General features: G+C 70.8%; 22 protein-coding genes. 12 read left to right on the top strand and 10 right to left on the bottom strand.

The genetic code is table 11. The features are described from left to right. Positions 1 to 77 precede the first annotated feature (77 nt). Entirely contained in the window at positions 78 to 779 is a 702-nt protein-coding gene (locus ACWDX7_RS22790; protein ID WP_451489967.1) for a nitroreductase family protein, read from the bottom strand. Between the two features lie 297 nt (positions 780 to 1,076). Here ACWDX7_RS22790 and ACWDX7_RS22785 point away from each other — a divergent pair, with 297 nt between their 5' ends. From ACWDX7_RS22785 to ACWDX7_RS22770, 4 genes are all read left to right on the top strand, one after another. Next, on the top strand, positions 1,077 to 1,655 hold the full coding sequence (locus tag ACWDX7_RS22785) for a GNAT family N-acetyltransferase (protein ID WP_451490045.1): 579 nt from the start codon (positions 1,077 to 1,079) through the stop codon (positions 1,653 to 1,655). 438 nt (positions 1,656 to 2,093) lie between these two features. Then, complete coding sequence (locus ACWDX7_RS22780) at positions 2,094 to 2,222, top strand: hypothetical protein (protein WP_451489966.1); 129 nt, start codon at positions 2,094 to 2,096, stop codon at positions 2,220 to 2,222. A gap of 160 nt (positions 2,223 to 2,382) precedes the next feature. Continuing rightward, a complete protein-coding gene (locus tag ACWDX7_RS22775) occupies positions 2,383 to 3,423 on the top strand; it encodes a 3-isopropylmalate dehydrogenase (RefSeq protein WP_451489965.1) in 1,041 nt (346 codons plus the stop codon). Between the two features lie 227 nt (positions 3,424 to 3,650). Further along, positions 3,651 to 4,751, top strand: a complete 1,101-nt coding sequence (locus ACWDX7_RS22770; RefSeq protein ID WP_451489964.1) for a branched-chain amino acid aminotransferase — start codon at positions 3,651 to 3,653, stop codon at positions 4,749 to 4,751. 97 nt (positions 4,752 to 4,848) lie between these two features. Here ACWDX7_RS22770 and ACWDX7_RS22765 read toward each other — a convergent pair whose 3' ends face one another. Continuing rightward, positions 4,849 to 6,279 carry a cytosine permease gene (locus ACWDX7_RS22765; RefSeq protein ID WP_451489963.1) on the bottom strand — a complete coding sequence of 477 codons (1,431 nt, stop codon included), beginning with the start codon at positions 6,277 to 6,279 and terminating at the stop codon, positions 4,849 to 4,851. Positions 6,280 to 6,434: 155 nt separating this feature from the next. Here ACWDX7_RS22765 and ureA point away from each other — a divergent pair, with 155 nt between their 5' ends. The 6 genes from ureA to ACWDX7_RS22735 all read left to right on the top strand — a co-directional run bounded on the left by ureA (position 6,435) and on the right by ACWDX7_RS22735 (position 14,161). Next, positions 6,435 to 7,310: an urease subunit gamma gene (gene ureA, locus ACWDX7_RS22760; RefSeq protein WP_451489962.1), complete on the top strand. Its 876-nt coding sequence runs from the start codon at positions 6,435 to 6,437 to the stop codon at positions 7,308 to 7,310. After that, positions 7,307 to 9,040: an urease subunit alpha gene (locus ACWDX7_RS22755; protein ID WP_451489961.1), complete on the top strand. Its 1,734-nt coding sequence runs from the start codon at positions 7,307 to 7,309 to the stop codon at positions 9,038 to 9,040. The genes ureA and ACWDX7_RS22755 overlap by 4 nt, the downstream gene beginning before the upstream one ends. A gap of 68 nt (positions 9,041 to 9,108) precedes the next feature. Beyond that, complete coding sequence (locus tag ACWDX7_RS22750; protein WP_451489960.1) at positions 9,109 to 10,143, top strand: agmatine deiminase family protein; 1,035 nt, start codon at positions 9,109 to 9,111, stop codon at positions 10,141 to 10,143. A gap of 35 nt (positions 10,144 to 10,178) precedes the next feature. Then, positions 10,179 to 10,829 (top strand): TetR/AcrR family transcriptional regulator, encoded by a 651-nt coding sequence (locus ACWDX7_RS22745; protein WP_451489959.1) that lies wholly within the window; start codon positions 10,179 to 10,181, stop codon positions 10,827 to 10,829. A 297-nt stretch (positions 10,830 to 11,126) separates the two neighbouring features. Further along, entirely contained in the window at positions 11,127 to 12,731 is a 1,605-nt protein-coding gene (gene cimA, locus ACWDX7_RS22740; protein ID WP_451489958.1) for a citramalate synthase, read from the top strand. Positions 12,732 to 12,829: 98 nt separating this feature from the next. Continuing rightward, on the top strand, positions 12,830 to 14,161 hold the full coding sequence (locus ACWDX7_RS22735; RefSeq protein ID WP_451489957.1) for a hypothetical protein: 1,332 nt from the start codon (positions 12,830 to 12,832) through the stop codon (positions 14,159 to 14,161). A gap of 75 nt (positions 14,162 to 14,236) precedes the next feature. Here ACWDX7_RS22735 and ACWDX7_RS22730 read toward each other — a convergent pair whose 3' ends face one another. Beyond that, positions 14,237 to 14,860 (bottom strand): YceI family protein, encoded by a 624-nt coding sequence (locus ACWDX7_RS22730; protein ID WP_451489956.1) that lies wholly within the window; start codon positions 14,858 to 14,860, stop codon positions 14,237 to 14,239. Between the two features lie 248 nt (positions 14,861 to 15,108). Between ACWDX7_RS22730 and ACWDX7_RS22725 the strand changes: the two genes are divergently transcribed. Continuing rightward, positions 15,109 to 16,692: an acyl-CoA carboxylase subunit beta gene (locus tag ACWDX7_RS22725; protein ID WP_451489955.1), complete on the top strand. Its 1,584-nt coding sequence runs from the start codon at positions 15,109 to 15,111 to the stop codon at positions 16,690 to 16,692. A gap of 22 nt (positions 16,693 to 16,714) precedes the next feature. Next, a complete protein-coding gene (locus ACWDX7_RS22720; RefSeq protein WP_451489954.1) occupies positions 16,715 to 16,912 on the top strand; it encodes an acyl-CoA carboxylase subunit epsilon in 198 nt (65 codons plus the stop codon). A 164-nt stretch (positions 16,913 to 17,076) separates the two neighbouring features. Here the strand turns inward: ACWDX7_RS22720 and ACWDX7_RS22715 are convergent, their stop codons facing one another. The 7 genes from ACWDX7_RS22715 to ACWDX7_RS22685 form a co-directional block, all read right to left on the bottom strand. Further along, positions 17,077 to 17,661, bottom strand: a complete 585-nt coding sequence (locus tag ACWDX7_RS22715) for a GTP-binding protein (protein WP_007266770.1) — start codon at positions 17,659 to 17,661, stop codon at positions 17,077 to 17,079. Further along, positions 17,642 to 18,217: a DUF742 domain-containing protein gene (locus tag ACWDX7_RS22710; protein ID WP_451489953.1), complete on the bottom strand. Its 576-nt coding sequence runs from the start codon at positions 18,215 to 18,217 to the stop codon at positions 17,642 to 17,644. Before ACWDX7_RS22710 ends, ACWDX7_RS22715 begins: the two co-directional genes overlap by 20 nt. 93 nt (positions 18,218 to 18,310) lie before the next feature. After that, positions 18,311 to 18,724 carry a roadblock/LC7 domain-containing protein gene (locus ACWDX7_RS22705; protein ID WP_319722215.1) on the bottom strand — a complete coding sequence of 138 codons (414 nt, stop codon included), beginning with the start codon at positions 18,722 to 18,724 and terminating at the stop codon, positions 18,311 to 18,313. 10 nt (positions 18,725 to 18,734) lie between these two features. Further along, positions 18,735 to 21,914, bottom strand: coding sequence for a nitrate- and nitrite sensing domain-containing protein (locus tag ACWDX7_RS22700; RefSeq protein WP_451489952.1), 3,180 nt, complete (start codon positions 21,912 to 21,914; stop codon positions 18,735 to 18,737). 291 nt (positions 21,915 to 22,205) lie between these two features. Then, complete coding sequence (locus ACWDX7_RS22695; protein WP_451489951.1) at positions 22,206 to 22,790, bottom strand: GTP-binding protein; 585 nt, start codon at positions 22,788 to 22,790, stop codon at positions 22,206 to 22,208. Further along, entirely contained in the window at positions 22,771 to 23,163 is a 393-nt protein-coding gene (locus ACWDX7_RS22690) for a DUF742 domain-containing protein (protein ID WP_451489950.1), read from the bottom strand. The genes ACWDX7_RS22695 and ACWDX7_RS22690 overlap by 20 nt, the downstream gene beginning before the upstream one ends. Before the next feature lie 152 nt (positions 23,164 to 23,315). Beyond that, the coding region (locus ACWDX7_RS22685; protein WP_451751460.1) for a roadblock/LC7 domain-containing protein at positions 23,316 to 23,615 on the bottom strand (300 nt) is incomplete at its 5' end.

Here is a 23,615-nt window from a genome sequence, read left to right as displayed (position 1 = left end):
CCGCTCCGGTACCCCCAAGTCCGGAGCGGGGGCGGTCCCGGTTCCGGCCGGCCACCGGCTGCCAGCGCTGGTCGCGGCTAGACCTCGATCAGTACCTGGTCCAGCGACTTGCGGACCAGGTCCGGGACCTCGCAGTCGTCCGCCGGGTAGCCGACCGGGATGACCGCGAAGGCCTTCTCGTTCTCCGGACGGCCGAGGACGTGGCCGAGGAAGCGCATCGGGCTCGGAGTGTGGACCAAGGCCGCCAGGCCGCTCAGGTGCAGGGCGGACAGGAGCATGCCGACGGCGATGCCGACCGACTCGTCCACGTAGTAGTGCTTGCGCTTCGTGCCGTCCGGCCCGAGCCAGTAGCGCTGCTGGAAGACCACGACGAGGGCCGGGGCGTCCGTGAGGTGGGCCTTCACGGCGTCCGTGCCCAGCGGGCGCAGGGCCGCGAGCCATTCCTCGCCGAGGCGGCCGTCGTAGGACAGCGCCTCCTCCTGCTCGGCGGCGGCCCGGATCTGCTCCCGCACCCCCGGATCCTTGACCAGGACGAAGGTCCACGGCTGCTGGTGGGCCCCGGAGGGGGCGGTGGCGGCGCACGCGATGGCGTCCCGGACGACCTGCTCGGGCACCGGGTCGGGGGAGAAGTGGCGTACGGTGCGCCGTTCGTCCATCCGCGCCCGCAGCCGCGCGGCGCGCGCGAGCGATTCGTGGCCGGGCATCCGCTCGGGCCGGTAGGCGGCGGGGCGGTAGGGCATGCCGTGGACAGGGGTCCACTGCTCGGTATCAGGCGACATGCGCCGAGTCTGCCGACGCCGCGAGCGGATCGGCCAGGGTACCGTCATCCGTTCCTGTCCGTTGTGTACGGACAGGGAGGCTATGGCGGGGACGATCGCCGGTCGATTTCCGGCGCCCGGAAGGCCGCTGCCGCGCCCCTGACCTGGCCGCCCGGGACGCCGGGCCGGGGCTCACCCGCCTGTTTCCGGCCTTTCCCCCGATACTTCCCCCGCCCGCGCCACGTCGGCGCGGCCGCCGCCAGACTGGGGGCAATGAACGGGACGGGCATGAACGGGACGGGCATGAACGGGACGGGCATGGAGCGGACGGGCATGGAGCGGACGGGCATGGACGGGACATCGATGCGGACCGCGCACACGGCCGAGCTGACCGGTGACGGACTCCGAGAGGTACGGGGCTTCCTCGACGCGGCCTTCGACGGGGACTTCGGTGACGAGGACTTCGAGCACGCCCTCGGCGGGATGCACGTACTGGCCCGGGACGCGGGCGGCGCGCTCATCGGGCACGGGAGCGTGGTGCAGCGGCGGGTCACGCACCGGGGGCGGGCGCTGCGCACCGGGTACGTGGAGGCCGTGGCGGTACGGGGCGACCGGCGGCGCGAGGGGCTCGGCGGGCGGCTCATGGACGCGCTGGAGGGTGTCATCGGGAGGGCGTACGTGCTCGGGGCGCTGTCGGCTTCGCAGGACGGGGCCGCGCTCTACTCGGGCCGTGGGTGGCAGGTGTGGGGCGGGCGGATCGGGACGCTCGCCCCCGACGGGCCGGTCGCCCTCCCCGAGGAGGAGGGCTCCACGTACCTCTGGGCGCCGCCGGGCGGGTACCTTCCGGACCCGGCCGGGCGACTCGACTTCGACTGGCGCAACGGGGACGTGCTGTAGGCGACGGCAGAGCCGCATCACGCCGTCCGGGGCCCGGATCACCCGTCTGGGCCCGTGAAGGGGCCGGTGAGGCGCGTGAGATACGGCACCAGACCGGAATCCGCAGCCACTCCCGTGGTCAAGGCTGTGATCAGGGAACTTCCTTGCGACCAGGGCTGATGGGGACAGGAAGCGGAACCAGAGTGCGGCTCGGTGAGGGAGCTGACGAGGCCTTCGGCGTCTCAGATAGTAGGAAGTCCGAGTAACTGCGGAGACATACAGCGCCGACTGCCCTAGCTTTGTAGGAGCCGAACGTCTCGCCGATCAGGCGAATGGCGGTCGAGAGCGCGCCCCTGGCAGGCAACCCCTGCGGCGTACCGCTCCCCGCCTCTTCCGGCGCCTTGAAGGAACCCCTCATCCGTGGCCCCGCCACGCCGTGATCTCAAGGAGTCGATCACCATGACCGCACGCACCGCAGTCCGCCGCGTCCGCCGTTCCTCCACCGCCGAAGCCGACCGCAAGAACGCCGCCGCCGCGTTGCAGCGCGCGCTGGACCGCCGGGACAACGGCGGCTCCACGGGCCACTGATCAGGCTCTTCACCGCCGGGCGGTCCCGGGCGTATCGCGTTCCCTTGGTCCAGTTGGTCCAGTTGGTCCAGCCGGTCCGGAGTGGTGGTCCAGTCGGTCAGTTGGTCCGGATGCTGGACGCGATATGTCTGAGGGCTGGGACAGGGAGTACGGTTCCGCCATGTCGACCAGCATCAATCTCGCAGTGATCCCCGGTGATGGCATCGGCCAGGAAGTCGTGGCTCAGGGACTCAAAGTCCTTACCGCGGTCCTGCCCCAGGAGGTGAAGCTGGAGACCAAGGAGTACGACCTCGGTGCCCAGCGCTGGCACCGCACCGGTGAAACCCTCCCGGACGCGGAGCTTGAGGCCCTCAAGCACCACGACGCGATTCTGCTGGGCGCCATCGGTGACCCGTCGGTCCCGTCGGGCGTACTGGAGCGCGGCCTGCTGCTGAAGCTCCGCTTCGCCTTCGACCACTTCATCAACCTGCGCCCGTCGAAGCTCTTCCCCAACACGGCCACTCCGCTGGCCGGCCGCCCGGAGATCGACTTCGTCGTGGTTCGCGAGGGCACCGAAGGCCCCTACACCGGCAACGGCGGCAGCCTGCGCACCGGCACCCCCGCCGAGGTGGCCACCGAGGTCAGCGTCAACACGGCGTACGGAGTCGAGCGCGTCGTCCGCGACGCGTACGAGCGCGCCAACGCGCGCCCCCGCAAGAAGCTCACGCTCGTCCACAAGAACAACGTCCTCGTGTACGCGGGCCACATGTGGAAGAACATCTTCGACAAGGTCGGCCAGGAGTACCCCGAGGTCACTACCGACTACCTGCACGTCGACGCCGCGACGATCTTCTTCGTCACCCAGCCCGAGCGCTTCGACGTCATCGTCACGGACAACCTCTTCGGTGACATCCTCACCGACCTGGCCGCCGCCGTCACCGGCGGAATCGGCCTCGCCGCCTCCGGGAACATCAACCCGGCCGGCACCTTCCCGTCCATGTTCGAGCCCGTCCACGGCTCGGCCCCGGACATCGCCGGCACCGGCAAGGCCGACCCGACGGCCACGATCCTGTCCGTCGCCCTCCTGCTGCGCCACCTGGGCTACGAGGCGCAAGCCGCCCGCATCGAGGACGCGGTCAGCGCCGACCTCGCGGAGCGCGACGGCACCTTCCGCACCACCGACGCGATCGGCGACGCCCTCGCCGCTCGCGTAGCCGGCTGACCCGGCAGCTCCATCTCCAGGAAGCCGCCAGGTCACGATCGGGACCTGGCGGCTTTTCCTGTGCGGCCCCGGGTGCCACCATCTCCCTGGGCCGCGATCGCCCGTTTCTCCGAGGACTCCCCGCGCGCGATAATCGAACGCGAGGCCGCGGAATACGGGGAAGCTCGGACGTCCTAGTACGCCGTGAGCGCGGTCCGCCATACACAACCGGTGAAGGACAAGCACTCATGACGATGCCCACGATCGAGCTCAAGCCCTCCTCGAACCCGCTGTCCGACGCGGAGCGCGAGGCGATCCTGGCCAGCCCCGGCTTCGGCCGCCACTTCACCGACCACATGGTGACGATCAAGTGGACGGAGGGCCGCGGCTGGCACGACGCCGAGCTGGTCCCGTACGCGCCCCTGTCGATGGACCCCGCGAACATGACCCTGCACTACGCGCAGACGATCTTCGAGGGACTCAAGGCCTACAAGCAGCCCGACGGCACCGTCGCCACCTTCCGCCCCGAGGCCAACGCCGCGCGCTTCCAGTCCTCCGCCCGCCGCATGGCCATGCCGGAGCTGCCCGCCGACCTGTTCCTCGCCGCCTGCGACGCGCTCATCAAGCAGGACCGCGCGTGGGTCCCGGACTCCGGCGAAGCCTCCCTGTACCTGCGGCCGTTCATGTTCGCCTCCGAGGTCGGCCTCGGCGTCCGCCCGGCCAACGAGTTCCTCTTCATCGTCATCGCCTCGCCCGCGGGCGCCTACTTCCCCGGCGGGGTCAAGCCCGTCTCCGTCTGGCTCTCCGAGGACTACGTCCGCGCGGTCAAGGGCGGCACCGGCGCGGCCAAGACGGGCGGCAACTACGCCGCCTCCCTCGTCGCCCAGGCCCAGGCCGCCGAGCACGGCTGCGACCAGGTCGTCTGGCTGGACGCCGTCGAGCACCGCTGGATCGAGGAAATGGGCGGCATGAACCTGTACTTCGTGTACGGGCAGGAGGACGGGAGCGCGCGCATCGTCACGCCGGAACTCACCGGCTCGCTCCTTCCGGGCATCACCCGCGACTCCCTCCTCACCATCGCCCGCGACCTCGGCTACACCGCCGAGGAGGGCCGGATCAGCACCGAGGACTGGAAGCGCGACAACGAGAACGGCACCCTGACCGAGGTCTTCGCCTGCGGCACCGCCGCGGTCATCACCCCCGTCGGCTCCGTCAAGTCCGAGCGCGCCCAGTGGATCCAGGGCGACGGCGACCCGGGCAAGGTCACCATGAAGCTCCGCAAGGCGCTGCTCGACCTCCAGACCGGCCGCACCACCGACACCCACGGCTGGATGCACCGCCTCGCCTGATCCCCTGCCCTGGGGAATGTCTCCCGTACGTACGAAGGCCCGCGCCCCGGAATCCGGGCGGCGCGGGCCTTCGTACGTACGGGGGGTGCGCGGCGCCCTACGCGGCCGCGGGTTCCTCGGCGGCGGCCACCGGGGAGGGGGTGGGGGACGGGGCGGCGCGGGCGGTGAGCGCCGCGTAGAGCAGCCCGCCGGCCAGGCCGGACAGGACGAAGGAGCAGTCCACGCCCCCGGTGAGGGCGAGCAGCGGGCCGGAGTAGAAGGGCGTGGAGACGGCCGACAGGCCGACCCCGGCGCCGATCACCCAGGACAGGGTGGCGGCCGGGTTCCAGCCGCGGCGGTACCAGTAGATCCCGCCCACCGAGCGGCGGTTGAAGACCTGCAGGGCCTCGGCGTCGTACTGTCCGCGGCAGCGTACGTAGCCGATGAGCGTGATCACGGCCCACGGGGTGCCGATCGCGGTCAGCAGCAGGACGAAGGAGGTCATCGCGGACTGCACGTCCCACGAGAAGGAGCCGAAGAAGACGAAGGCGGTGGCGACGGCCGCGGCGATCACGGTGGCGCTGGTGCGCGTCGCCTTCGGGACGATCGCGTCGAGGTCCAGCCCCATGGAGTAGAGCATCAGCCCCGCGTTGCCCACCGAGCCGGCCGCCGCGGCGGCGAGCAGCGGCACCAGGTACCAGAACGGAGCCGCCTCGACCAGGGGGCCGGCGTAGTCGGCGCCGGCCCGGGCGGCGAGTGCGGTGTAGGTGCCGAACAGCTGCGGGATCAGCAGCCCCAGGAGCAGGCCGGCCCCGGTGGCCACGAGCACCTTGCGGGAGCTGTGCCGGCGGGGAGAGACGTAGCGGGTGTAGTCGCCGAGCAGCGTGATGAAGGCGACGGGGCCGCTGAGGCCCGCGGCGACGGCGGCGAGCAGCCAGGTCGGCCAGAAGGAGCCGAGCAGGTACGCGGTGTCCGGCGGGGCGGCGGTGGTGAAGTCCCCGGAGTAGGCGAGGACGCCGACGGCCAGCAGGACCACCATGCCCACGGAGAGGACCTTGCTCATGCGCAGCAGGAGCCGGTAGCCGAAGACGGCGGCGACGACGGTGGCGGCGGCCAGCAGGCCGTACATCGCGGCCCGCGACACACCCGTGTCCGGCAGCCCTGTGAGCCGGGACAGGGTGGCGACCATCACGTCACCGCCGATCCACAGGGTCAGCGCGGTGTAGCCGAGGGAGAGCAGCAGGCCGACCACCGAGCCGACGAGGCGGCCGCGGACGCCGAACTGGGCGCCGCTGGAGGTGGAGAGGTTGGTCGCGGTACGCAGCGAAACCAGTGCGAGCGGCGCGGTGAAGGCGATACCGGCGAGGGTCCCGGCCACGATGGCGGTGACGGACGGCCACAGACCCAGCCCGAAGGACGGTGGCAGCCAGCCGAAGACGATGACGCCGAGACAGAGGTTGGAGCCGAGGAGGATCGAGATCAGGTCACGGGGACCGCTCGTCCGCTCCTCTTCCGGGATGGTGTCGACTCCGCGCTGTTCGATGGGCATAGGTGACTCCCTTGGCAGGGCGGCGTGGGTGGCGTAGCTCTTTGAGCGACATTCAATGTGACCTAAGCCCGTGTCTCCGGTCAATGATTCCCCGCAACGAAATGAGGAGTTAGAGTGATGCTCTAACCCATTGACGCAAAAGGTGGTGGATCGGCGTGCGGCTGACCCCTACGGAGCGCGACCGGCTGTTGCTGCGCGGCGCCGCGGAACTGGCCCGGGCCCGGCGGGCCCGTGGCCTGAAACTCAATGTCCCGGAGGCCACTGCGCTCATCGCGGACACGGTCTGCGAGGCCGCGCGCGACGGCCGGCGACTGGCGGAGGCCATCGAGGAGGCCCGGAGCGTACTGGGCCCCGGCGACGTCCTGCCCGGTGTCGCCGACGTGGTCACCGAGGTGCACGTGGAGGCCGTCTTCGACGACGGATCCCGCCTCGCGGTGGTCTCGTCCCCCATCCGGGGCGCCGCGTCGCTCGGCGACGACGCCCCCGGTGCGGTCGTGCCCGGCCCCGGTGTCCCGCAGCCGGAACCGGTCCTCCACCTGCACGTGCGCAACACCGCCGCCGTGCCCGTGAGCGTGACCTCGCACTTCCACTTCTTCGAGGCCAACCCGCGCCTGGACTTCGACCGTGCCGCGGCCTACGGGATGCGGCTGTGCGTGCCGGCGGGCTCCTCCGTACGGTTCGACCCGCACGGCGAGGGCGAGGTCGGGCTGGTCCCGATCGGCGGCGGCCGCATCGCGATCGGCTTCGCGGGGCTGGTCGACGGCCCGCTGGATGCGCCCGGAGCCAAGGACGAGGCCCTGCGCCGCGCGGCCGCGTGCGGCTACCTCGGCACCTCGGCCGACCCGGCCCCGGAGGGCCCGGCAGCCCCGGCGTCCGCAGGCCCGGCCCCGGCAGCCCCGGCGGCCCCGGCCCCCGCAGCCCCGGCGGCCCCGGCCCCCGCAGCCCCGGCCCCGGCCCCGGCAGCCCCGGCGTCCGCGGACCCCGCCGCCGAGGCACAGCCCACCGACCGTCCCGGAGGAACCACGGCATGAGCCGCCAGACCCCGCACAGCGACCACTGCGCGCCGGGCAGCCGGCACATCGACCCGCACGAGTACGCCTCCGTCTTCGGCCCCCGCGCCGGGGACCGGGTCCGGCTCGGCGACTCCGGGCTCACCGTCCGCGTCGAGTCCGACGCGCAGAAGCCCGGCGACGAGTTCCTGGCCGGCTTCGGCAAGACCGCCCGCGACGGCCTGCACCTGAAGGCCGCCGCCGTCCGCGAGACCTGCGACGTCGTCATCAGCAACGTGCTGGTCATCGACGCCGTCCTCGGCATCCGGAAGGTCTCCATCGGAATCCGCGAGGGGCGGATCCACGCGATCGGCAGGGCCGGCAACCCCGACACCCTCGACGGCGTCGACGTCGTCGTGGGCACCGGCACCAGCATCGTGTCCGGCGAGGGGCTGATCGCCACCGCCGGCGCCGTGGACACCCACGTCCACCTGCTGTCCCCGCGGATCATGGAGGCCTCCCTCGCCGCGGGCGTCACCACGGTCATCGGCCAGGAGTTCGGCCCCGTCTGGGGCGTCGGCGTCAACTCGCCGTGGGCGCTGAAGCACGCCTTCAACGCCTTCGACGCCTGGCCCGTCAACATCGGCTTCCTCGCCCGCGGCTCCTCCTCCGACGCCGCCCCGCTGGTGGAGGCCCTCGCCGAAGGCGGCGCCTCCGGCTTCAAGGTCCACGAGGACATGGGCGCCCACAGCCGCGCCCTGGACACGGCCCTGCGGGTGGCCGAGGAGTACGACGTACAGGTAGCCCTGCACAGCGACGGCCTCAACGAGTGCCTCTCCGTCGAGGACACCCTCCGGGTCCTGGACGGCCGCACCATCCACGCCTTCCACATCGAGGGCTGCGGCGGCGGACACGTCCCCAACGTGCTCAAGATGGCCGGCGTGCCCAATGTCATCGGCTCCTCCACCAACCCCACCCTGCCCTTCGGCCGGGACGCGGTCGCCGAGCACTACGGCATGATCGTCTCGGTCCACGACCTCAAGCCGGACCTGCCGGGCGACGCCGCCATGGCCCGCGACCGGATCCGCGCGGGCACCATGGGCGCCGAAGACGTGCTGCACGACCTGGGCGCGATCGGCATCACCTCCTCCGACGCCCAGGGCATGGGCCGTGCGGGCGAGACCATCCGCCGCACCTTCGCCATGGCCGCCAAGATGAAGGGCGAGCTGGGTCCGCTGGCCGGCGACGGCGAGGGCGACGACAACGCGCGCGTGCTGCGCTACATGGCCAAGCTGACGATCAATCCGGCGATCGCCCACGGGCTGGCGCACGAGATCGGCTCCATCGAGGTCGGCAAGCTCGCCGACATCGTGCTGTGGCGCCCGCAGTTCTTCGGCGCCAAGCCGCAGCTCGTCCTCAAGTCCGGCTTCCCGGCGTACGGGGTCACCGGCGATCCCAACGCCGCCACCGACACCTGTGAACCGCTCGTCCTGGGCCCGCAGTTCGGCTCGTACGGTGCCACCGCGGCCGACATCTCCGTCGCCTTCGTCTCCGCCGCGGCCGCTGCTCTGGGCGGCGACGAGATGCCGACCCGCCGCCGCCGCGTCGCCGTACGCGGCACCCGCGGGATCGGCCCGCAGGACCTGCTCCTCAACTCCCGGCTGGGCGCGGTCGACGTGGACGCGCGCAGCGGACTCGTCTCCCTCGACGGGGAACCGCTGCGCTCGGAAGCCGCCGAGTCGGTCAGCCTCAACCGCCTGTACTTCCTCTGAGACCGCACGCACTCCCAGCCCTCACGGTCTCCCAGCCAGCACCGCCCCCGCCCTTAAGGACGTCTGCCATGACCAAGCCCGCCGCCGACGGATTCTCCATGCCCCCCGAGTGGGCTCCCCACGAGCGCACCTGGATGGCCTGGCCCAGCCCCAACCCGACCTTCACCGACGAGCGGGAGCTCGCGGAGGCCCGCGCGGCCTGGGGCGCCGTCGCCCGCGCGGTCCGCGCGTACGAGCCCGTGACCCTCGTGGTCTCGCCCGGCGACGCGGCGGGCGCCCGCGCCGTCGTCGGTGAGGAGGTGGAGCTGGTCGAGCGGGAGCTCAACGACGCCTGGATGCGGGACATCGGCCCGACCTTCGTCACCGACGGCGCCGGCGGGCTGGCGGCCGTGGACTGGACCTTCAACGGCTGGGGCGCCCAGGAGTGGGCCCGCTGGGATCACGACGAGAAGATAGCCCGCCACATCTCGGACCTCGTCGGCACGGCCACCTACAGCACGCCGCTGGTCAACGAGGGCGGCGCCATCCACGTCGACGGTGAGGGCACCGTGCTCCTCACCGACACCGTGCAGCTGGGCGAGGGCCGCAACCCCGGCTGGGGCCGCCAGCAGGTCGAGGCCGAGATCCACGCGCACCTCGGCACCACCAAGGCGATCTGGCTGCCCTACGGCCTCGCCGGCGACTACGGCACCTACGGCACCCAGGGCCACGTCGACATCGTCGCCGCCTTCGCCCGGCCCGGCGTCGTCATGGTCCACACCCAGCCCGACCCGGCCCACCCGGACCACGAGCGCTGCAAGACCATCGCCGCCATCCTGCGCGCGTCCGCCGACGCGCGGGGCCGGCGGCTGGAGGTCGTGGAGATTCCGGCGCCCACCGTGCTGGAGGAGGACGGGGAGTGGGTGGACTACTCCTACATCAACCACTACCTGTGCAACGGCGGTGTGGTGCTGTGCTCCTTCGACGACCCGCGTGACGAGGAGGCCGCCGAGATCTTCCGCGGACTGTTCCCCGAGCGGACCGTGACCCTCGTCGACGCACGTACGATTTTCGCCGGGGGCGGCGGCGTCCATTGCATCACCCAGCAGCAGCCGAAGGTCTGACCGGGCCGACGGCGGACCGATGAGGAGTGGGGACCATGGCGGAGGGCGGCGTACGCGCGGCGCGGAAGAACGCGCCACCGCGCGAGGACGTACTCGTCGCCGCCATGGCCACGATCGCCGAGCGCGGGCTCGAAGGGCTCACCATGGCGGGCCTGGGCCGGCAGGTCGGCATGAGCAGCGGCCACCTCCTCTACTACTTCGGCAGCAAGGACGAGCTCCTGCTGCAGACCCTGGAGTGGAGCGAGGCGGCGCTCGGCGACCAGCGCCGCGCCCTGCTCTCGCGGCGCGGCCCGGTACGCGAACGGCTCGGCGCGTACGTCGACCTGTACGTGCCCGAGGGCGCCCGGGACCCGCACTGGACGCTGTGGCTGGAAGTCTGGAACCGCTCCCAGAACGCCGGCCCCGAGGAACGCGACCGGCAGGCGGCCATCGAGGGCGCCTGGCACCGCGATCTGGTGGCGCTGCTCGCCGAGGGGATCTCGCGCGGCGAGTTCCGGACCGTGGACGCCGACCGCGTCGCCGCCCGGATCCGGGCCCTGCTGGACGGATTCAGCATCCAGCTGGCCGTGGGCCTGCCCGCGCTGGACCGGGCGGCCATCCTGGAGCACGTCCGGGAGTTCCTCACGGAGACGCTCTCCCCGCCGGAGACACCCCCGGCGGCCGAGGGACAGGTGCCCGCATGGTGAGATACGTGTCCACGGTCGGCGGCCGGTATGGCAGACTGCGGGGCATGCTTGCTCAGCCCATGATTATCGGCAGCAGCGCGCCGGTCCGCACTGACCGCTGAACCGTGGAAGAACTCCGCGGCAGCGGGCACCGTGCCCCCGACCCGCGCGCAGACCTCTCGCACCCGCGAGAGGTCTTTTCGTTTCCCGGCCACACTCCTGCCGGGACCGGACGGCGCGCGATGATGGGGGCAGTGACGGCGGCCTGCCCCTCTGGCGGGCATCCGGAGCCACCCATCCGACAGGAGTCAGATCAGCATGACGACGACAGAGGTCCTCGACGACAGCTTCCATGTCTTCGACACCACGCTGCGCGACGGCGCCCAGCGCGAAGGCATCAACCTCACGGTCGCCGACAAGCTGACGATCGCCCGCCACCTGGACGACTTCGGAGTCGGCTTCATCGAGGGCGGCTGGCCCGGCGCCAACCCGCGTGACACGGAGTTCTTCGCCCGCGCCCGCAGCGAGATCGCCTTCAAGCACGCCCAGCTGGTCGCCTTCGGCGCGACCCGGCGGTCGGGCGGCTCGGCCGCCGAGGACCCGCAGGTGCGGGCCCTGCTGGAGTCCGGCGCCCCGGTGATCACGCTGGTCGCCAAGTCCCACGACCGTCACGTCGAGCTCGCGCTGCGCACCACGCTCGAAGAGAACCTGGAGATGGTCCGTGACACCGTCTCCCACCTCGTCGCCCAGGGACGCCGCGTCTTCGTCGACTGCGAGCACTTCTTCGACGGCTACCGCGCGAATCCCGCGTACGCGAAGTCCGTCGTCCGCACCGCCCACGAGGCCGGCGCCGACGTGGTCATCCTCTGCGACACCAACGGCGGCATGCTCCCCGCGCAGGTGACGGCCACGGTCGCGACCGTCCTCGCCGACACCGGAGCCCGCCTGGGCATCCACGCCCAGGACGACACCGGCTGCGCCGTCGCCAACACGCTGGCGGCCGTGGACGCGGGCGCCACGCACGTCCAGTGCACGGCGAACGGCTACGGCGAGCGCGTCGGCAATGCCAACCTCTTCCCCGTCGTCGCCGCCCTGGAGATCAAGTACGGCCGGCAGGTGCTCCCCGAGGGGGCGCTCGCCGAGATGACCCGCATCTCGCACGCCATCGCCGAGGTCGTCAACCTCACGCCCTCGACGCACCAGCCGTACGTGGGTGTCTCCGCCTTCGCGCACAAGGCCGGACTGCACGCCTCGGCGATCAAGGTCGACCCGGACCTGTACCAGCACATCGATCCCGAGCGGGTCGGCAACACCATGCGGATGCTGGTCTCCGACATGGCCGGCCGCGCCTCCATCGAGCTCAAGGGCAAGGAGCTCGGCGTCGAACTCGGCGAGGACCGCGCGCTGGTCTCCCGGGTCGTGGAGCGCGTCAAGGAGCGGGAGCTCTCCGGCTACACGTACGAGGCCGCCGACGCCTCCTTCGAACTGCTGCTCCGCGCCGAGGTCGAAGGCCGCGCCCGCCGGTACTTCCGTACGGAGTCCTGGCGCGCGATCGTCGAGGACCGCCCGGACGGCACCCACGCCAACGAGGCCACGGTCAAGCTGTGGGCCAAGGGCGAGCGGATCGTCGCGACCTCCGAGGGCAACGGCCCGGTCAACGCGCTGGACCGGGCCCTGCGGGTGGCGCTGGAACGCTTCTACCCGCAGCTGGCCAAGTTCGAGCTGGTCGACTACAAGGTCCGCATCCTGGAGGGCAAGCACGGCACCGAGTCCACGACGCGCGTGTTGATCTCCACGACGGACGGCGTGCGCGAATGGTCCACGGTGGGCGTGGCCCCGAATGTGATCGCGGCGTCCTGGCAGGCTTTGGAGGACGCCTACACCTACGGACTGCTCCACGCGGGTGTGGAACCGGCCGAATAGCCGGACCGAGTCGGTCGCGGGTCCCGGCCCGTCGGCGTCGGCCACGACTTTATGTCCTGTTCACACAGGAAACCGGCGTTTCGGGTAGCGTCGTGAGTATGAGGACCAGGCTCATATCCATACTGTCCGGTCTGCTGCTCGCACTGTCGGCGACGGCCCTCGTGGGGGCCCCGCAGGCGGCGGCCGCCACCGGACCGGCTGCCGTGGCGGAGGCCTTCAAGGAGGGCCCCGTCTACGTCGATCCGCGTGCCGAGTCCCAGCTGCCGCAGCATCAGGCGGACGCACTCGCGCAGAAGATCAAAGACGCCGGGAAGCCCGTGTTCGTCGCCGTGCTGCCGGCCACCGCCGAGTTCCCCGCCGAGAACGTGCTGAGCGCCGTCCGGGCCCAGACCGGCATCACCGGGCTCTACGCGATCCGGCTCGGCGACGGCTTCGACGCCCGGGCCGACCGGGCGGTCATGCCGCCGGACGCCGTACGCAACCTCGCCGACGCGGTGAAGACCGGCGGCCCGGTGGACGCGGCCACCCAGCTCGACAACTTCGTGGACCAGGCCCTGAGTCAGGCCCGGGGCGGCGCCCCCGCCTCCTGGGACACCACCGACCCCGGCGCCCCGGTCGGCGGGCTGATCACGCTCGGCGTGCTGGCCGCGGTCGGCGGCGGCGGGGCGTACGCGCTGGTCCGCCACAGCCGCAAGAAGAAGGAAGAGACCCGGCGCGAGGCCGTCGCGCGTCTCGCCGTGGTCGTCGACGAGGACATCACGGCCTTCGGCGAAGAGCTCGAACGCCTCGACTTCCACCCCGGCGAGCCCGGCGCGGACGACGCCATGCGCAAGGACTACGAGCGGGGTCTCGACGCCTACGACAAGGCCAAGCAGATGATGGCCTCGGTCGAGCGCCCGGAAGAGGTCAAGGGCGTGACCCAGACGCTGGAGGACGGCCGGTACGCCCTGGCCTGCCTCGACGCGCGCCGTCAGGGCAAGCCGCTGCCGGTGCGCCGCGCGCCCTGCTTCTTCGACCCCCGGCACGGGCCGAGCACCGAGGACGCCACCTGGTCCCCACCGGGCGGCGCGGCGCGTACGGTACCGGTCTGCGCGGCCGACGCCGTACGGCTGGGCGAGGGCCTGGACCCGGCGGTCCGCCAAGTGGACACCGAGTGGGGGCCGCGCCCGTACTACGATGCCGGCCCGGCGTACGGCCCCTGGGCCGGCGGCTACTTCGGCGGCGGCATCCTGCCCGGCCTGCTCATGGGCACGATGCTCGGCTCCATGATGTCCACTCCCGCCTACGCCTCGGACTTCGGCGGGGGCGCGGGCAGCGGCTTCGAGGGCGGGGACGTCTCCGGCGCCGACTTCAACCCGTCCGATTTCGGCGGCGGGGACTTCGGCGGTGGCGGCGACTTCGGTGGCGGCTTCGACGGGGGCGGCTTCTGAGGCCATCCGGCCGCCGCCCCGTTCCGCCTTTCCGCCGGTTCGCCGCCCTGGCTCCGGCTTCCGCCGGTGCGTCGCTCAGGCCTGCCTGACGGCGGAGATGTCGAAGGTCAGCTTCACCTTGTCGCTGACCATCACACCGCCGGCCTCCAGGGCGGCGTTCCACGTCAGCCCCCATTCGGAGCGCAGGATCTCGGCGGCGCCCTCGAAGCCGACGCGCTCGTTGCCGTAGACGTCGGTGGCGGAGCCGTTGAACTCCAGGTCGATGGAGAGCGGACGGGTGACGTCCTTGATCGTGAGCTCCCCGGTGACGCGGTACCGGTCGCCGCCGAGCTGACGGGCCTCGGTGGACCGGAAGGTCATCAGCGGGAAGGCCTCGGCGTCGAAGAAGTCACCGCCGCGCAGGTGGCCGTCGCGGTCGGCGATGCCGGTGTCGACCGAGGCGGTCTTCACGTCGATGGCGGCGGTGGAGCGCGCCGGGTCGGTGCCGTCCAGGTGCAGGGTGCCCTCGAAGGCGGTGAAGGCACCGCGGACGTTGGTGATCATGGCGTGGCGGACGGTGAAGCCGATACTGCTGTGGGCGGCGTCGATCACGTAGTCGCCCGTGAGCGCGGCGAGCGCGGGATCCACGTCCAGCGTGGCGACGGCGGTGGCGCCTTCCTGGACCGGTGCGTTCTGGCTGCGGCGGGTGAAGAGACCCATGGTTTCCTCCTCGGTGGAAATGATTCGTTGAATCTTCAACAAGACCGACGCTAGACCTGTTCCGTTCAAATTTCAACATCTAGACGGTCTGTCGGGCCGTTTTGTAAGATGTGAACAAGTGACAAAGGCGCCCTCTGGCAGAGTCCCTGCATCCCCTGACACTTCTGTACGGGCCGGACAGCGGAAGACTTCCGAGACTGTGTGGAACCAACGGAGGTTTTTGGCCTCGCGCTTCGTAAGGTCGGTACATGACCGTTGTGGACCAGACTCCGAGCGAGCCGACGGACGCCCGCGGGCGCGTGGCCGAGCTGCACTCCCTGCGCGAGCAGGCGCGGCGCGGCCCCAGTGACCGGGCGACCGAGACCCAGCACGCCAAGGGCAAGCTGACCGCTCGTGAGCGCATCGCGTTGCTGCTCGACGAGGGCTCCTTCAAGGAGGTCGAGCAGCTGCGCCGGCACCGGGCGACCGGCTTCGGCCTGGAGGGCAAGAAGCCCTACACCGACGGTGTCATCACCGGCTGGGGCACGGTCGAGGGCCGCACGGTCTTCGTCTACGCGCACGACTTCCGCATCTTCGGCGGCGCACTGGGCGAGGCCCACGCGACGAAGATCCACAAGATCATGGACATGGCCATCGCGGCCGGCGCCCCGCTGGTCTCCCTGAACGACGGCGCCGGCGCCCGTATCCAGGAGGGCGTCTCCGCCCTCGCCGGCTACGGCGGCATCTTCCAGCGCAACACCAAGGCCTCCGGTGTCATCCCGCAGATCTCGGTCATGCTCGGCCCCTGCGCCGGCGGCGCCGCGTACTCCCCGGCGCTGACGGACTTCGTCTTCATGGTCCGCGAGACCTCGCAGATGTTCATCACCGGGCCCGACGTGGTCCGCGCGGTCACCGGCGAGGAGATCACCCAGAACGGTCTGGGCGGCGCCGACGTGCACGCCGAGACGTCGGGCGTGGCGCACTTCGCCTACGACGACGAGGAGACCTGCATCTCCGAGGTCCGCTACCTCATCTCGATGCTGCCCTCCAACAACCGCGAGAACCCGCCCGTCCACGAGACGAGCGACCCGGCCGACCGCCGTTCCGAGGTCCTGCTGGACCTGGTGCCCGCCGACGGCAACCGCCCGTACGACATGCTCAAGGTCATCGAGGAGCTCGTCGACGAAGGCGACTTCCTGGAGATCCACGAGCGCTGGGCCCGCAACATCATCTGCGCCCTGGGCCGGCTGGACGGCCAGGTCGTCGGCATCGTCGCCAACCAGCCCGGGCACCTCGCCGGTGTCCTGGACATCCATGCCTCCGAGAAGGCCGCGCGCTTCGTCCAGCTCTGCGACGCCTTCAACATCCCGATCGTCACGCTCCTGGACGTACCCGGCTTCCTGCCGGGCGTCGACCAGGAGCACGGCGGCATCATCCGGCACGGCGCCAAGCTGCTGTACGCGTACTGCAACGCCACCGTCCCGCGGATCTCGCTGATCCTGCGCAAGGCCTACGGCGGCGCCTACATCGTCATGGACTCGCAGTCCATCGGCGCGGACCTCACCTACGCCTGGCCCACCAACGAGATCGCGGTGATGGGCGCCGAGGGCGCCGCCAACGTCATCTTCCGCAAGCAGATCGCGGACGCCGAGGACCCCGAGGCCATGCGGGCCCGGATGGTCAAGGAATACAAGTCCGAGCTGATGCACCCGTACTACGCGGCCGAGCGCGGCCTCGTCGACGACGTCATCGACCCCACGGAGACCCGCGAGGTCCTCATCAGCGCCCTCGCGATGCTCCGCAACAAGCACGCCGACCTGCCGTCCCGCAAGCACGGCAACCCGCCGCAGTAGAGCGAAGGAGACCTGCCACCACATGAGCCGCACCGACACCCTGCTGCGCGTCGAGAAGGGCAACGCCGCGCCCGAGGAGCTGGCCGCGATCACCGCGATCCTGCTCGCGCGCGCCGCCGCCCCCGAGGCCGCCCCGGCCCACCGCACGGGCTCCCAGGCCCGCTGGCGCCGACTGGAGCGCACCCCGGGCTTCCGCGCCCCGCACAGCTGGCAGGGCTGACTCCCCGCGCATGACGAAGGCCCCGCACCCGTCCAGGGCGCGGGGCCTTCGTCATGCGCCTCCCGGCGCCCGACACCCGTACGCCGCCTGCCGCGCGAGCCGGCCCGGACACGGCGAAGGCCCCCGCGTCCCAGGACACGGGGGCCTCGCGGAGGCCGGATCCGCTAGCGCAGGCGCGCCATGAGGGCGTGCTCGACGAGCGTGATGAGCGCGCTCTTGGCGTCCGCGCGGTGGCGGGCGTCGGTGGTGATGATCGGGGCGTCCGGGCCGATCTGCAGGGCCTCGCGGACTTCCTCCGGGGTGTACGGCTGGTGCCCGTCGAAGCCGTTGAGGGCGATGACGAAGGGCAGGCCGCTGTTCTCGAAGTAGTCGACGGCGGGGAAGCAGTCGGCGAGGCGGCGCGTGTCCACGAGCACCACGGCGCCGATGGCGCCGCGGACCAGGTCGTCCCACATGAACCAGAAGCGGTCCTGGCCCGGCGTACCGAAGAGGTACAGGATCAGGTCCTGGTCCAGGGTGATGCGGCCGAAGTCCATCGCGACGGTCGTCGTCGTCTTGTCCCCGGTGTGGGTCAGATCGTCGATTCCGGCGGAGGCGCTGGTCATGACGGCTTCGGTGCGCAGCGGGTTGATCTCGGAGACCGCGCCGACGAACGTGGTCTTGCCCACGCCGAAGCCGCCCGCCACCACGATCTTCGCGGAGGTGGTGGAGCGAGGAGCCGCTCCGCCGTTAGAGCTTGCGAAGTCCACTGAGCACCCTTTCGAGCAGTGTCACATCTGGCTGACCGCCGGCAGACTCGTCGCCGCCGGGCTGATGAATGGCGACAAGGCCCGCCTCCGCCAAGTCGGCGACGAGGATGCGGGCGACACCAAGAGGAATGGAGAGAAGTGCCGAGATCTCCGCGACGGATTTGATCTCCTGGCACAGACGGCAGATGCGCTGGTGCTCGGGCAACTGCCCTTGCAGCCGGGCGGGATCGGCCGTGGTACTGACCAGCGCCTCGATGGCGAGCTGGTAACGCGGCCGGGTACGGCCGCCGGTCATCGCGTACGGACGCACCAGCGGGTTGTGGGCTTTCGGTGCCTGCTGCGCCCGCACCGGACGCGGAGGCTGCTGCTGGGGCATCTGCGGCTGCTGCGGCTGCTGGGGCTGGCCGTACGGCTGCTGCTGGTACGGCTGCTGCTGGTACGGGCTGTGCTCCGGCACGGGCCGACTGGGAGCAGAGGGGAAGTTGAAGCGGTTCTGGTCGTGCCCACCCTGCGGCTGCTGCGCGCCGCCATATGGATGTCCTCCGGGTGTTGTCACGTCTCCTCCTCCGACTCCAAGTACGCAGTACTCCCTGTGGAACCGCGCCACCGCACCCTATGGTGCGATGGCGCGAAACGCACTGCCTGTCTGTTAGTTGAGAAGGCTCCCCTGCAGTTCCGCGCGCAGGTCCGGGGTGAGGACGCTGCCGGCGCGGTCCACGAGGAGGGCCATCTCGTACCCTACGAGACCGATGTCGCACTCGGGGTGCGCGAGTACCGCGAGGGAGGATCCGTCGGAGACGGACATGAGGAAGAGGAATCCCCGGTCCATCTCGACCACGGTCTGGTTGACGGCGCCGCCCTCGAAGATGCGGGAGGCCCCGGCGGTCAGCGAGGTCAAGCCGGAGGCGACGGCCGCCAGCTGGTCGGCGCGGTCGCGGGGGAAACCTTCGGACATGGCCAGAAGGAGTCCGTCGGCGGAGACCACCACCGTGTGGGACACCCCGGGGGTGTTGTCCACGAAGTTGGTGATCAACCAGTTCAGGTTCTGTGCCGCCTGGCTCATCGAGCTCACACTAACGCTCCTGGTCATAGCTGTTACTTGACTGCTCAGAACCCTCGCTGCGTCCCTGCTGGACACCGCGTCGCAGGTTGCTCAACCTGCCACGGACGTCCTCCGGGGCGCGGGAGACCTGAGGGCCGCCCTGCGGGGTCGACTCCGCCGTGCCCTCGACCAGGTTGGCCTTGGGCACCCGCCGAGGGAGTCCGGACGGGGTGACCCCGCCCGCCTTCGGCTCACGGAGTTTGCCGGCCTGCTGCCAGCGCTCGTCGTTGCGTGAGCGCCAGGCCGCCGTGCCTTCCGTATCCTCCGGGGCACGCTCCGGTTCAGCGGCCTGCCGCTGACGCTGCGGCCGCTGCTCGAAGAGAGATCCGGCGGACTCCGCTTCCTGCTGCGCCGGCTGCCACTGCTGCTGGCTGCCGCGTCGCGGCAGGCCCGCTCCGGTCATATCGTGACCGGTGTCGGCAGCGGCGCCCGGACGGTTGAAGCCTACGCGTTCCGGGCCCAGTTCGGGACCGGCAGGGGATTCCGATTCGGTCCCGAAATCCTGCTGGTAGGCAGCCGGATAGGTGTTCTGACCGGGCCACTCGACTTCCGGGGACTGGGCTTCGTAGCCGTCCTCGTAGGCCGGAGCAGGCTGCTGCTGATCCTGATATCCGGCTTCCGGATAGGCGTAGCCCTGCTGCGGGTAGGCCTCGTAGCCCTGCTGCTCCTGGATCGCCTCCGGAGCCTCGTAGCCCTGCTCGGGCTGCTGCTCGTAGCCCTGGTACGGCTGGTAGCCGTGCTCAGGCTGGGGTTCCGGATAGCTCTGCTCCGGGTAGCCCTGCTGCTCCTGCGCGTAGCCCGTCTGGGCCTCCAGCGCCGCCCGGCGCTCCTCGCGTACGAGGGACCGGCCGACCGGGTCGAGTTTGCTGCCGTCGGGGCCCCGCTGGTCGTACTGGGAGTCGTCGAAGCCGAGCTCGGCGGCCGTCCGCAGCGGGGCGGCCTGCTGGGCCTGCTGCCGCGGAATGATCGAGGAGACCGTGAAGTCGTCGTCCGGAATGCCCTCGCCACCGCCACCGTGGGTGATGGCCTCGGGAAGCATGACCAGCGAGGTCGTTCCGGCGGCCTCGCCCGAGGGGCGCAGCTGGACGCGGATGCTGTGGCGGTCCGCCAGCCGGCCGACCACGAACAGACCCATGCGCTGGGAGATCGCGGCGTCCACGGTGGGCGGGTTGGCCAGCTTGTGGTTGATGTCCGCGAAGTCCTCGGCGGTGAGGCCGATGCCCTTGTCGTGGATCTCGACCATCACGCGGCCGTCGGGCAGGCGGGTCGCGTTGACGCGGACCTTGGTCTGCGGGGAGGAGAAGGTGGTGGCGTTCTCCAGCAGCTCGGCGAGCAGGTGCACGAGGTCGGTCACGGCCTGGCCGTGGATTTCGGCGTCGGAGACGCCGGAGAGCTCGATGCGCTCGTACTGCTCCACCTCGGAGGAGGCGGCGCGCAGGACGTCGACCAGGGGCACCGGCTGGTCCCAGCGGCGGCCCGGCTCCTCACCCGCGAGGATGAGGAGGTTCTCGCCGTTGCGGCGCATACGGGTGGCGAGGTGGTCCAGGCGGAAGAGGTTCTCCAGCTGGTCGGGGTCCGCCTCGTTGTTCTCCAGGTCGGTGATGAGGGTCAACTGGCCCTCGATCAGCGACTGGTTGCGCATGGAGAGGTTCGTGAAGATCGCGTTGACGTTCCCTCGCAGGAGCGCCTGCTCGGCAGCGAGCCGTACGGCTTCCCGGTGGACCTGGTCGAAGGCGCGGGCGACCTCGCCGATCTCGTCCTGGGAGTTGATCGGGATCGGCGCGACCCGGGTGTCGACCTTGCCGGGGTCGGTGCGCGAGAGCTGGTCGACGAGCATCGGCAGCCGCTGCTCGGCGACCTCGAAGGCGGCGGTGCGCAGGTGCGACATGGCGCGGCTCATCTGGCGGGCCATCATGGCGGCCAGGATGAAGGCGGCCAGCAGGGCTAGGACCACGATGGCACCGTTGGTGATGGCGTCGGTGCGGGCGTCGTCGGAGATCGCGATGGTGTCCTTGACGGCCTTGTCGAGGAGTTCCTTCTCGATCTGGTCGTAGCCGTCGAACTTCGCGGTGGCGGCGGCCTGCCAGTTCGAGGGCGTGGTGCCGCTCTGCGCCAGCTTGGTGTTCTTCTCGCCGCTGGCTATCGCCTGGGTCATGAGGGCGAGCGGCGTCTCGTTGGCCGACGTGGGCGGTGCCTTGAAAGCGACGCCGGACTGCTCCGCCTGCTGCTTGGCGAGGGCGAGCTTCTCGGCTCCGGCCCCGGCCTGCTTCTCCATGACCTCCCTGAGGCGGTTCACGTCCTCCTCGGTGCCGGCGGCGACGTACTCGCCGATGGCGATCTCTTCGAGGTAGGCGTAGGAGGAGAAGGCGACCAGCTGTGCCTTGCGGACCTCCTCGTCCGGACTCGGGCGCACCAGCAGGTGCGTGCCGACGGAACGCTGGAGGGAATTGGCCGCCTTGGCCAGCTGGATCGCGTAGACCATGCGGCCGTAGGAGGTCACATTGCCGGTGCCCAGACCCAGTTCGTTGGCGAACTGCATCAGGTAGTGCTGGACGAGTACGTAGCCCTCTTCGGTCGGGATGGGACCCGCCTGGGTGGGGAGGTTCTTCTTGGCCGTCTCCGGAACGGCGTAGGCCGTCTTGCGGACCTGCTCCAGCTTCGGCTCGTCCTGGCGGAAGAGCTCCAGACGGCGCTCCAGGCCCTGGTTGGCCGGCATGTCCTTGACGGCCTGGTCGAACTTCGCCTTGGCCGCGTTGGTCGTCGCGTGGGCCGTGGAGACCACCTCGCTGTTGCGGTCGCCCTTCAGGAGCGGCTCGGCGGTGAGGTCACGCTCGTTGAGCAGCGCCTGGCTGTACTCCGAGGAGGCCTGGACGACCCTGGCTATCTTCTCGGCATCCTTGGCCTCGTTCCAGGTGTCGATGGAGCCCTTCACCTGGAAGCCGCCCATGACCAGTCCCACGAGGACGGGCACGAGGAGAATGGCGTTCAGACGGGTGGGCACGCGCCAGTTGCGGGGGGAGAACCTGCTGGTGCTTCCACTGCTCGGGGGTGGGTCCACGGGCACGTCGACGTGCGACGCGGCCGCTCGCGGCGGCGGGGTGAAGTTGCCCCGTGCGGGTTCAACCGCGGGGCTCTCGTTGCTTCGCCTCACTCGACCAACAACCTCTCGGCGGTGCTACTAGCTAGTTCGTTGAATTCCAGCACGGTGAAGGCTGTGTTCCAAACAGTCGAAATCGGCGGTTCCCAGAGCCTTATGGCTAACATAAACCGGACATAAAGACCTTCCTGCGGCAAAAATGGGGGGAGTTGTGAACGTAGCGGCACCAACCGAACGCACGCAGTGGCGAACTGCCGCCAATTCTCTGTCGAAACGTTATGAACGCGAGGGGCGGGCCGTGTCGCAAGACACAGCCCGCCCCTCCACGCGTCAGCTGAAGCCGTGTTACTTGAGACGCGCCATGAGGGCGTGCTCCACGAGCGTGATGAGCGCGCTCTTGGCGTCCGCGCGGTGGCGGGCGTCGGTGGTGATGATCGGCGCGTTCGGGCCGATCTGCAGGGCCTCGCGGACCTCCTCCGGCGTGTACGGCTGGTGCCCCTCGAAGCCGTTGAGGGCGACGACGAACGGCAGGCCGCTGTTCTCGAAGTAGTCCACGGCGGGGAAGCAGTCGGCGAGGCGGCGCGTGTCCACGAGCACGATCGCGCCGATGGCGCCGCGGACCAGGTCGTCCCACATGAACCAGAAGCGGTCCTGGCCCGGCGTACCGAAGAGGTACAGGATCAGGTCCTGGTCCAGGGTGATGCGGCCGAAGTCCATCGCGACCGTGGTGGTCGTCTTGTCCCCGGTGTGGGTCAAGTCGTCGATCCCCGCGCTCGCGGAGGTCATGACGGCTTCGGTGCGCAGCGGGTCGATCTCGGAGACGGCGCCCACGAACGTGGTCTTGCCCACGCCGAAGCCGCCCGCCACCACGATCTTCGCCGAGGTGGTGGAGCGAGGAGCCGCTCCACCGCTAGATGTTCCGAAGGCCACTGAGCACCCTTTCGAGCAGCGTTACGTCCGGCGTGCCGCCGGCCTCTCCATTGCCCGGCTGGTGGATGGCCACCATGCCGGCCTCGGCCAGGTCGGCGACGAGGATACGCGCGACACCGAGCGGCATCGAAAGCAGTGCCGACACCTCCGCGACCGACTTGACCTCGCGGCACAGGGCGCAGATCCGCTGGTGCTCCGGGAGCAGGCTGGACAGGTGCATCGGATCGGCCGTCGTGCTGACCAGCGCCTCGATGGCGAGCTGGTAGCGGGGCCGGGTACGGCCGCCGGTCATCGCGTACGGACGCACCAGCGGCTGATCGCCTTCCGAGTACGAATCTCCGTACGCGTCGGGATAGGCGGGGGGCGGGGTCATTGATCCTCCGGGCTGGACAGCAGTGGTCAGCGTGCCGTCTGACAGGGCGGCCGGTGGGGGGACGGTATGACGGCCTGGTGGGCGTACTGGGTTCCGGGGGCGGGGGCCCCGGTCTCCCGGCCGGCAGTACGGTCCGGCCGGGAGATCGGCAGTCAGGTGAGAAGACTTCCCTGCAGTTCCGCGCGCAGGTCCGGGGTGAGGACGCTGCCGGCGCGGTCCACGAGGAGGGCCATCTCGTAGCCCACCAGGCCGATGTCGCACTCGGGGTGCGCGAGTACCGCGAGGGAGGATCCGTCGGAGACGGACATGAGGAAGAGGAATCCCCGGTCCATCTCGACCACGGTCTGGTTGACGGGCCCGCCCTCGAAGATGCGGGAGGCCCCGGCGGTCAGCGAGGTCAAGCCGGAGGCGACGGCCGCCAGCTGGTCGGCGCGGTCGCGGGGGAAACCTTC

It is taken from the genome of Streptomyces sp. NPDC003034, assembly GCF_053591375.1.
The sequence above is the reverse complement of the archived record's forward strand: the minus strand, read 5'-3'. Positions and strand labels throughout refer to the sequence as shown.

Excerpts from the sequence above, each read along its gene's own strand:
- ACWDX7_RS22790 (WP_451489967.1), bottom strand. The coding sequence starts at position 779 with ATGTCGCCTGATACCGAGCAGTGGACCCCTGTCCACGGCATGCCCTAC.
- ACWDX7_RS22785 (WP_451490045.1), top strand. The coding sequence starts at position 1,077 with ATGGAGCGGACGGGCATGGAGCGGACGGGCATGGACGGGACATCGATG.
- ACWDX7_RS22780 (WP_451489966.1), top strand. The coding sequence starts at position 2,094 with ATGACCGCACGCACCGCAGTCCGCCGCGTCCGCCGTTCCTCCACCGCC.
- ACWDX7_RS22775 (WP_451489965.1), top strand. The coding sequence starts at position 2,383 with ATGTCGACCAGCATCAATCTCGCAGTGATCCCCGGTGATGGCATCGGC.
- ACWDX7_RS22770 (WP_451489964.1), top strand. The coding sequence starts at position 3,651 with ATGACGATGCCCACGATCGAGCTCAAGCCCTCCTCGAACCCGCTGTCC.
- ACWDX7_RS22765 (WP_451489963.1), bottom strand. The coding sequence starts at position 6,279 with ATGCCCATCGAACAGCGCGGAGTCGACACCATCCCGGAAGAGGAGCGG.
- ACWDX7_RS22755 (WP_451489961.1), top strand. The coding sequence starts at position 7,307 with ATGAGCCGCCAGACCCCGCACAGCGACCACTGCGCGCCGGGCAGCCGG.
- ACWDX7_RS22750 (WP_451489960.1), top strand. The coding sequence starts at position 9,109 with ATGACCAAGCCCGCCGCCGACGGATTCTCCATGCCCCCCGAGTGGGCT.
- ACWDX7_RS22745 (WP_451489959.1), top strand. The coding sequence starts at position 10,179 with ATGGCGGAGGGCGGCGTACGCGCGGCGCGGAAGAACGCGCCACCGCGC.
- cimA (WP_451489958.1), top strand. The coding sequence starts at position 11,127 with ATGACGACGACAGAGGTCCTCGACGACAGCTTCCATGTCTTCGACACC.
- ACWDX7_RS22735 (WP_451489957.1), top strand. The coding sequence starts at position 12,830 with ATGAGGACCAGGCTCATATCCATACTGTCCGGTCTGCTGCTCGCACTG.
- ACWDX7_RS22730 (WP_451489956.1), bottom strand. The coding sequence starts at position 14,860 with ATGGGTCTCTTCACCCGCCGCAGCCAGAACGCACCGGTCCAGGAAGGC.
- ACWDX7_RS22725 (WP_451489955.1), top strand. The coding sequence starts at position 15,109 with ATGACCGTTGTGGACCAGACTCCGAGCGAGCCGACGGACGCCCGCGGG.
- ACWDX7_RS22720 (WP_451489954.1), top strand. The coding sequence starts at position 16,715 with ATGAGCCGCACCGACACCCTGCTGCGCGTCGAGAAGGGCAACGCCGCG.
- ACWDX7_RS22705 (WP_319722215.1), bottom strand. The coding sequence starts at position 18,724 with ATGAGCCAGGCGGCACAGAACCTGAACTGGTTGATCACCAACTTCGTG.
- ACWDX7_RS22690 (WP_451489950.1), bottom strand. The coding sequence starts at position 23,163 with ATGACCCCGCCCCCCGCCTATCCCGACGCGTACGGAGATTCGTACTCG.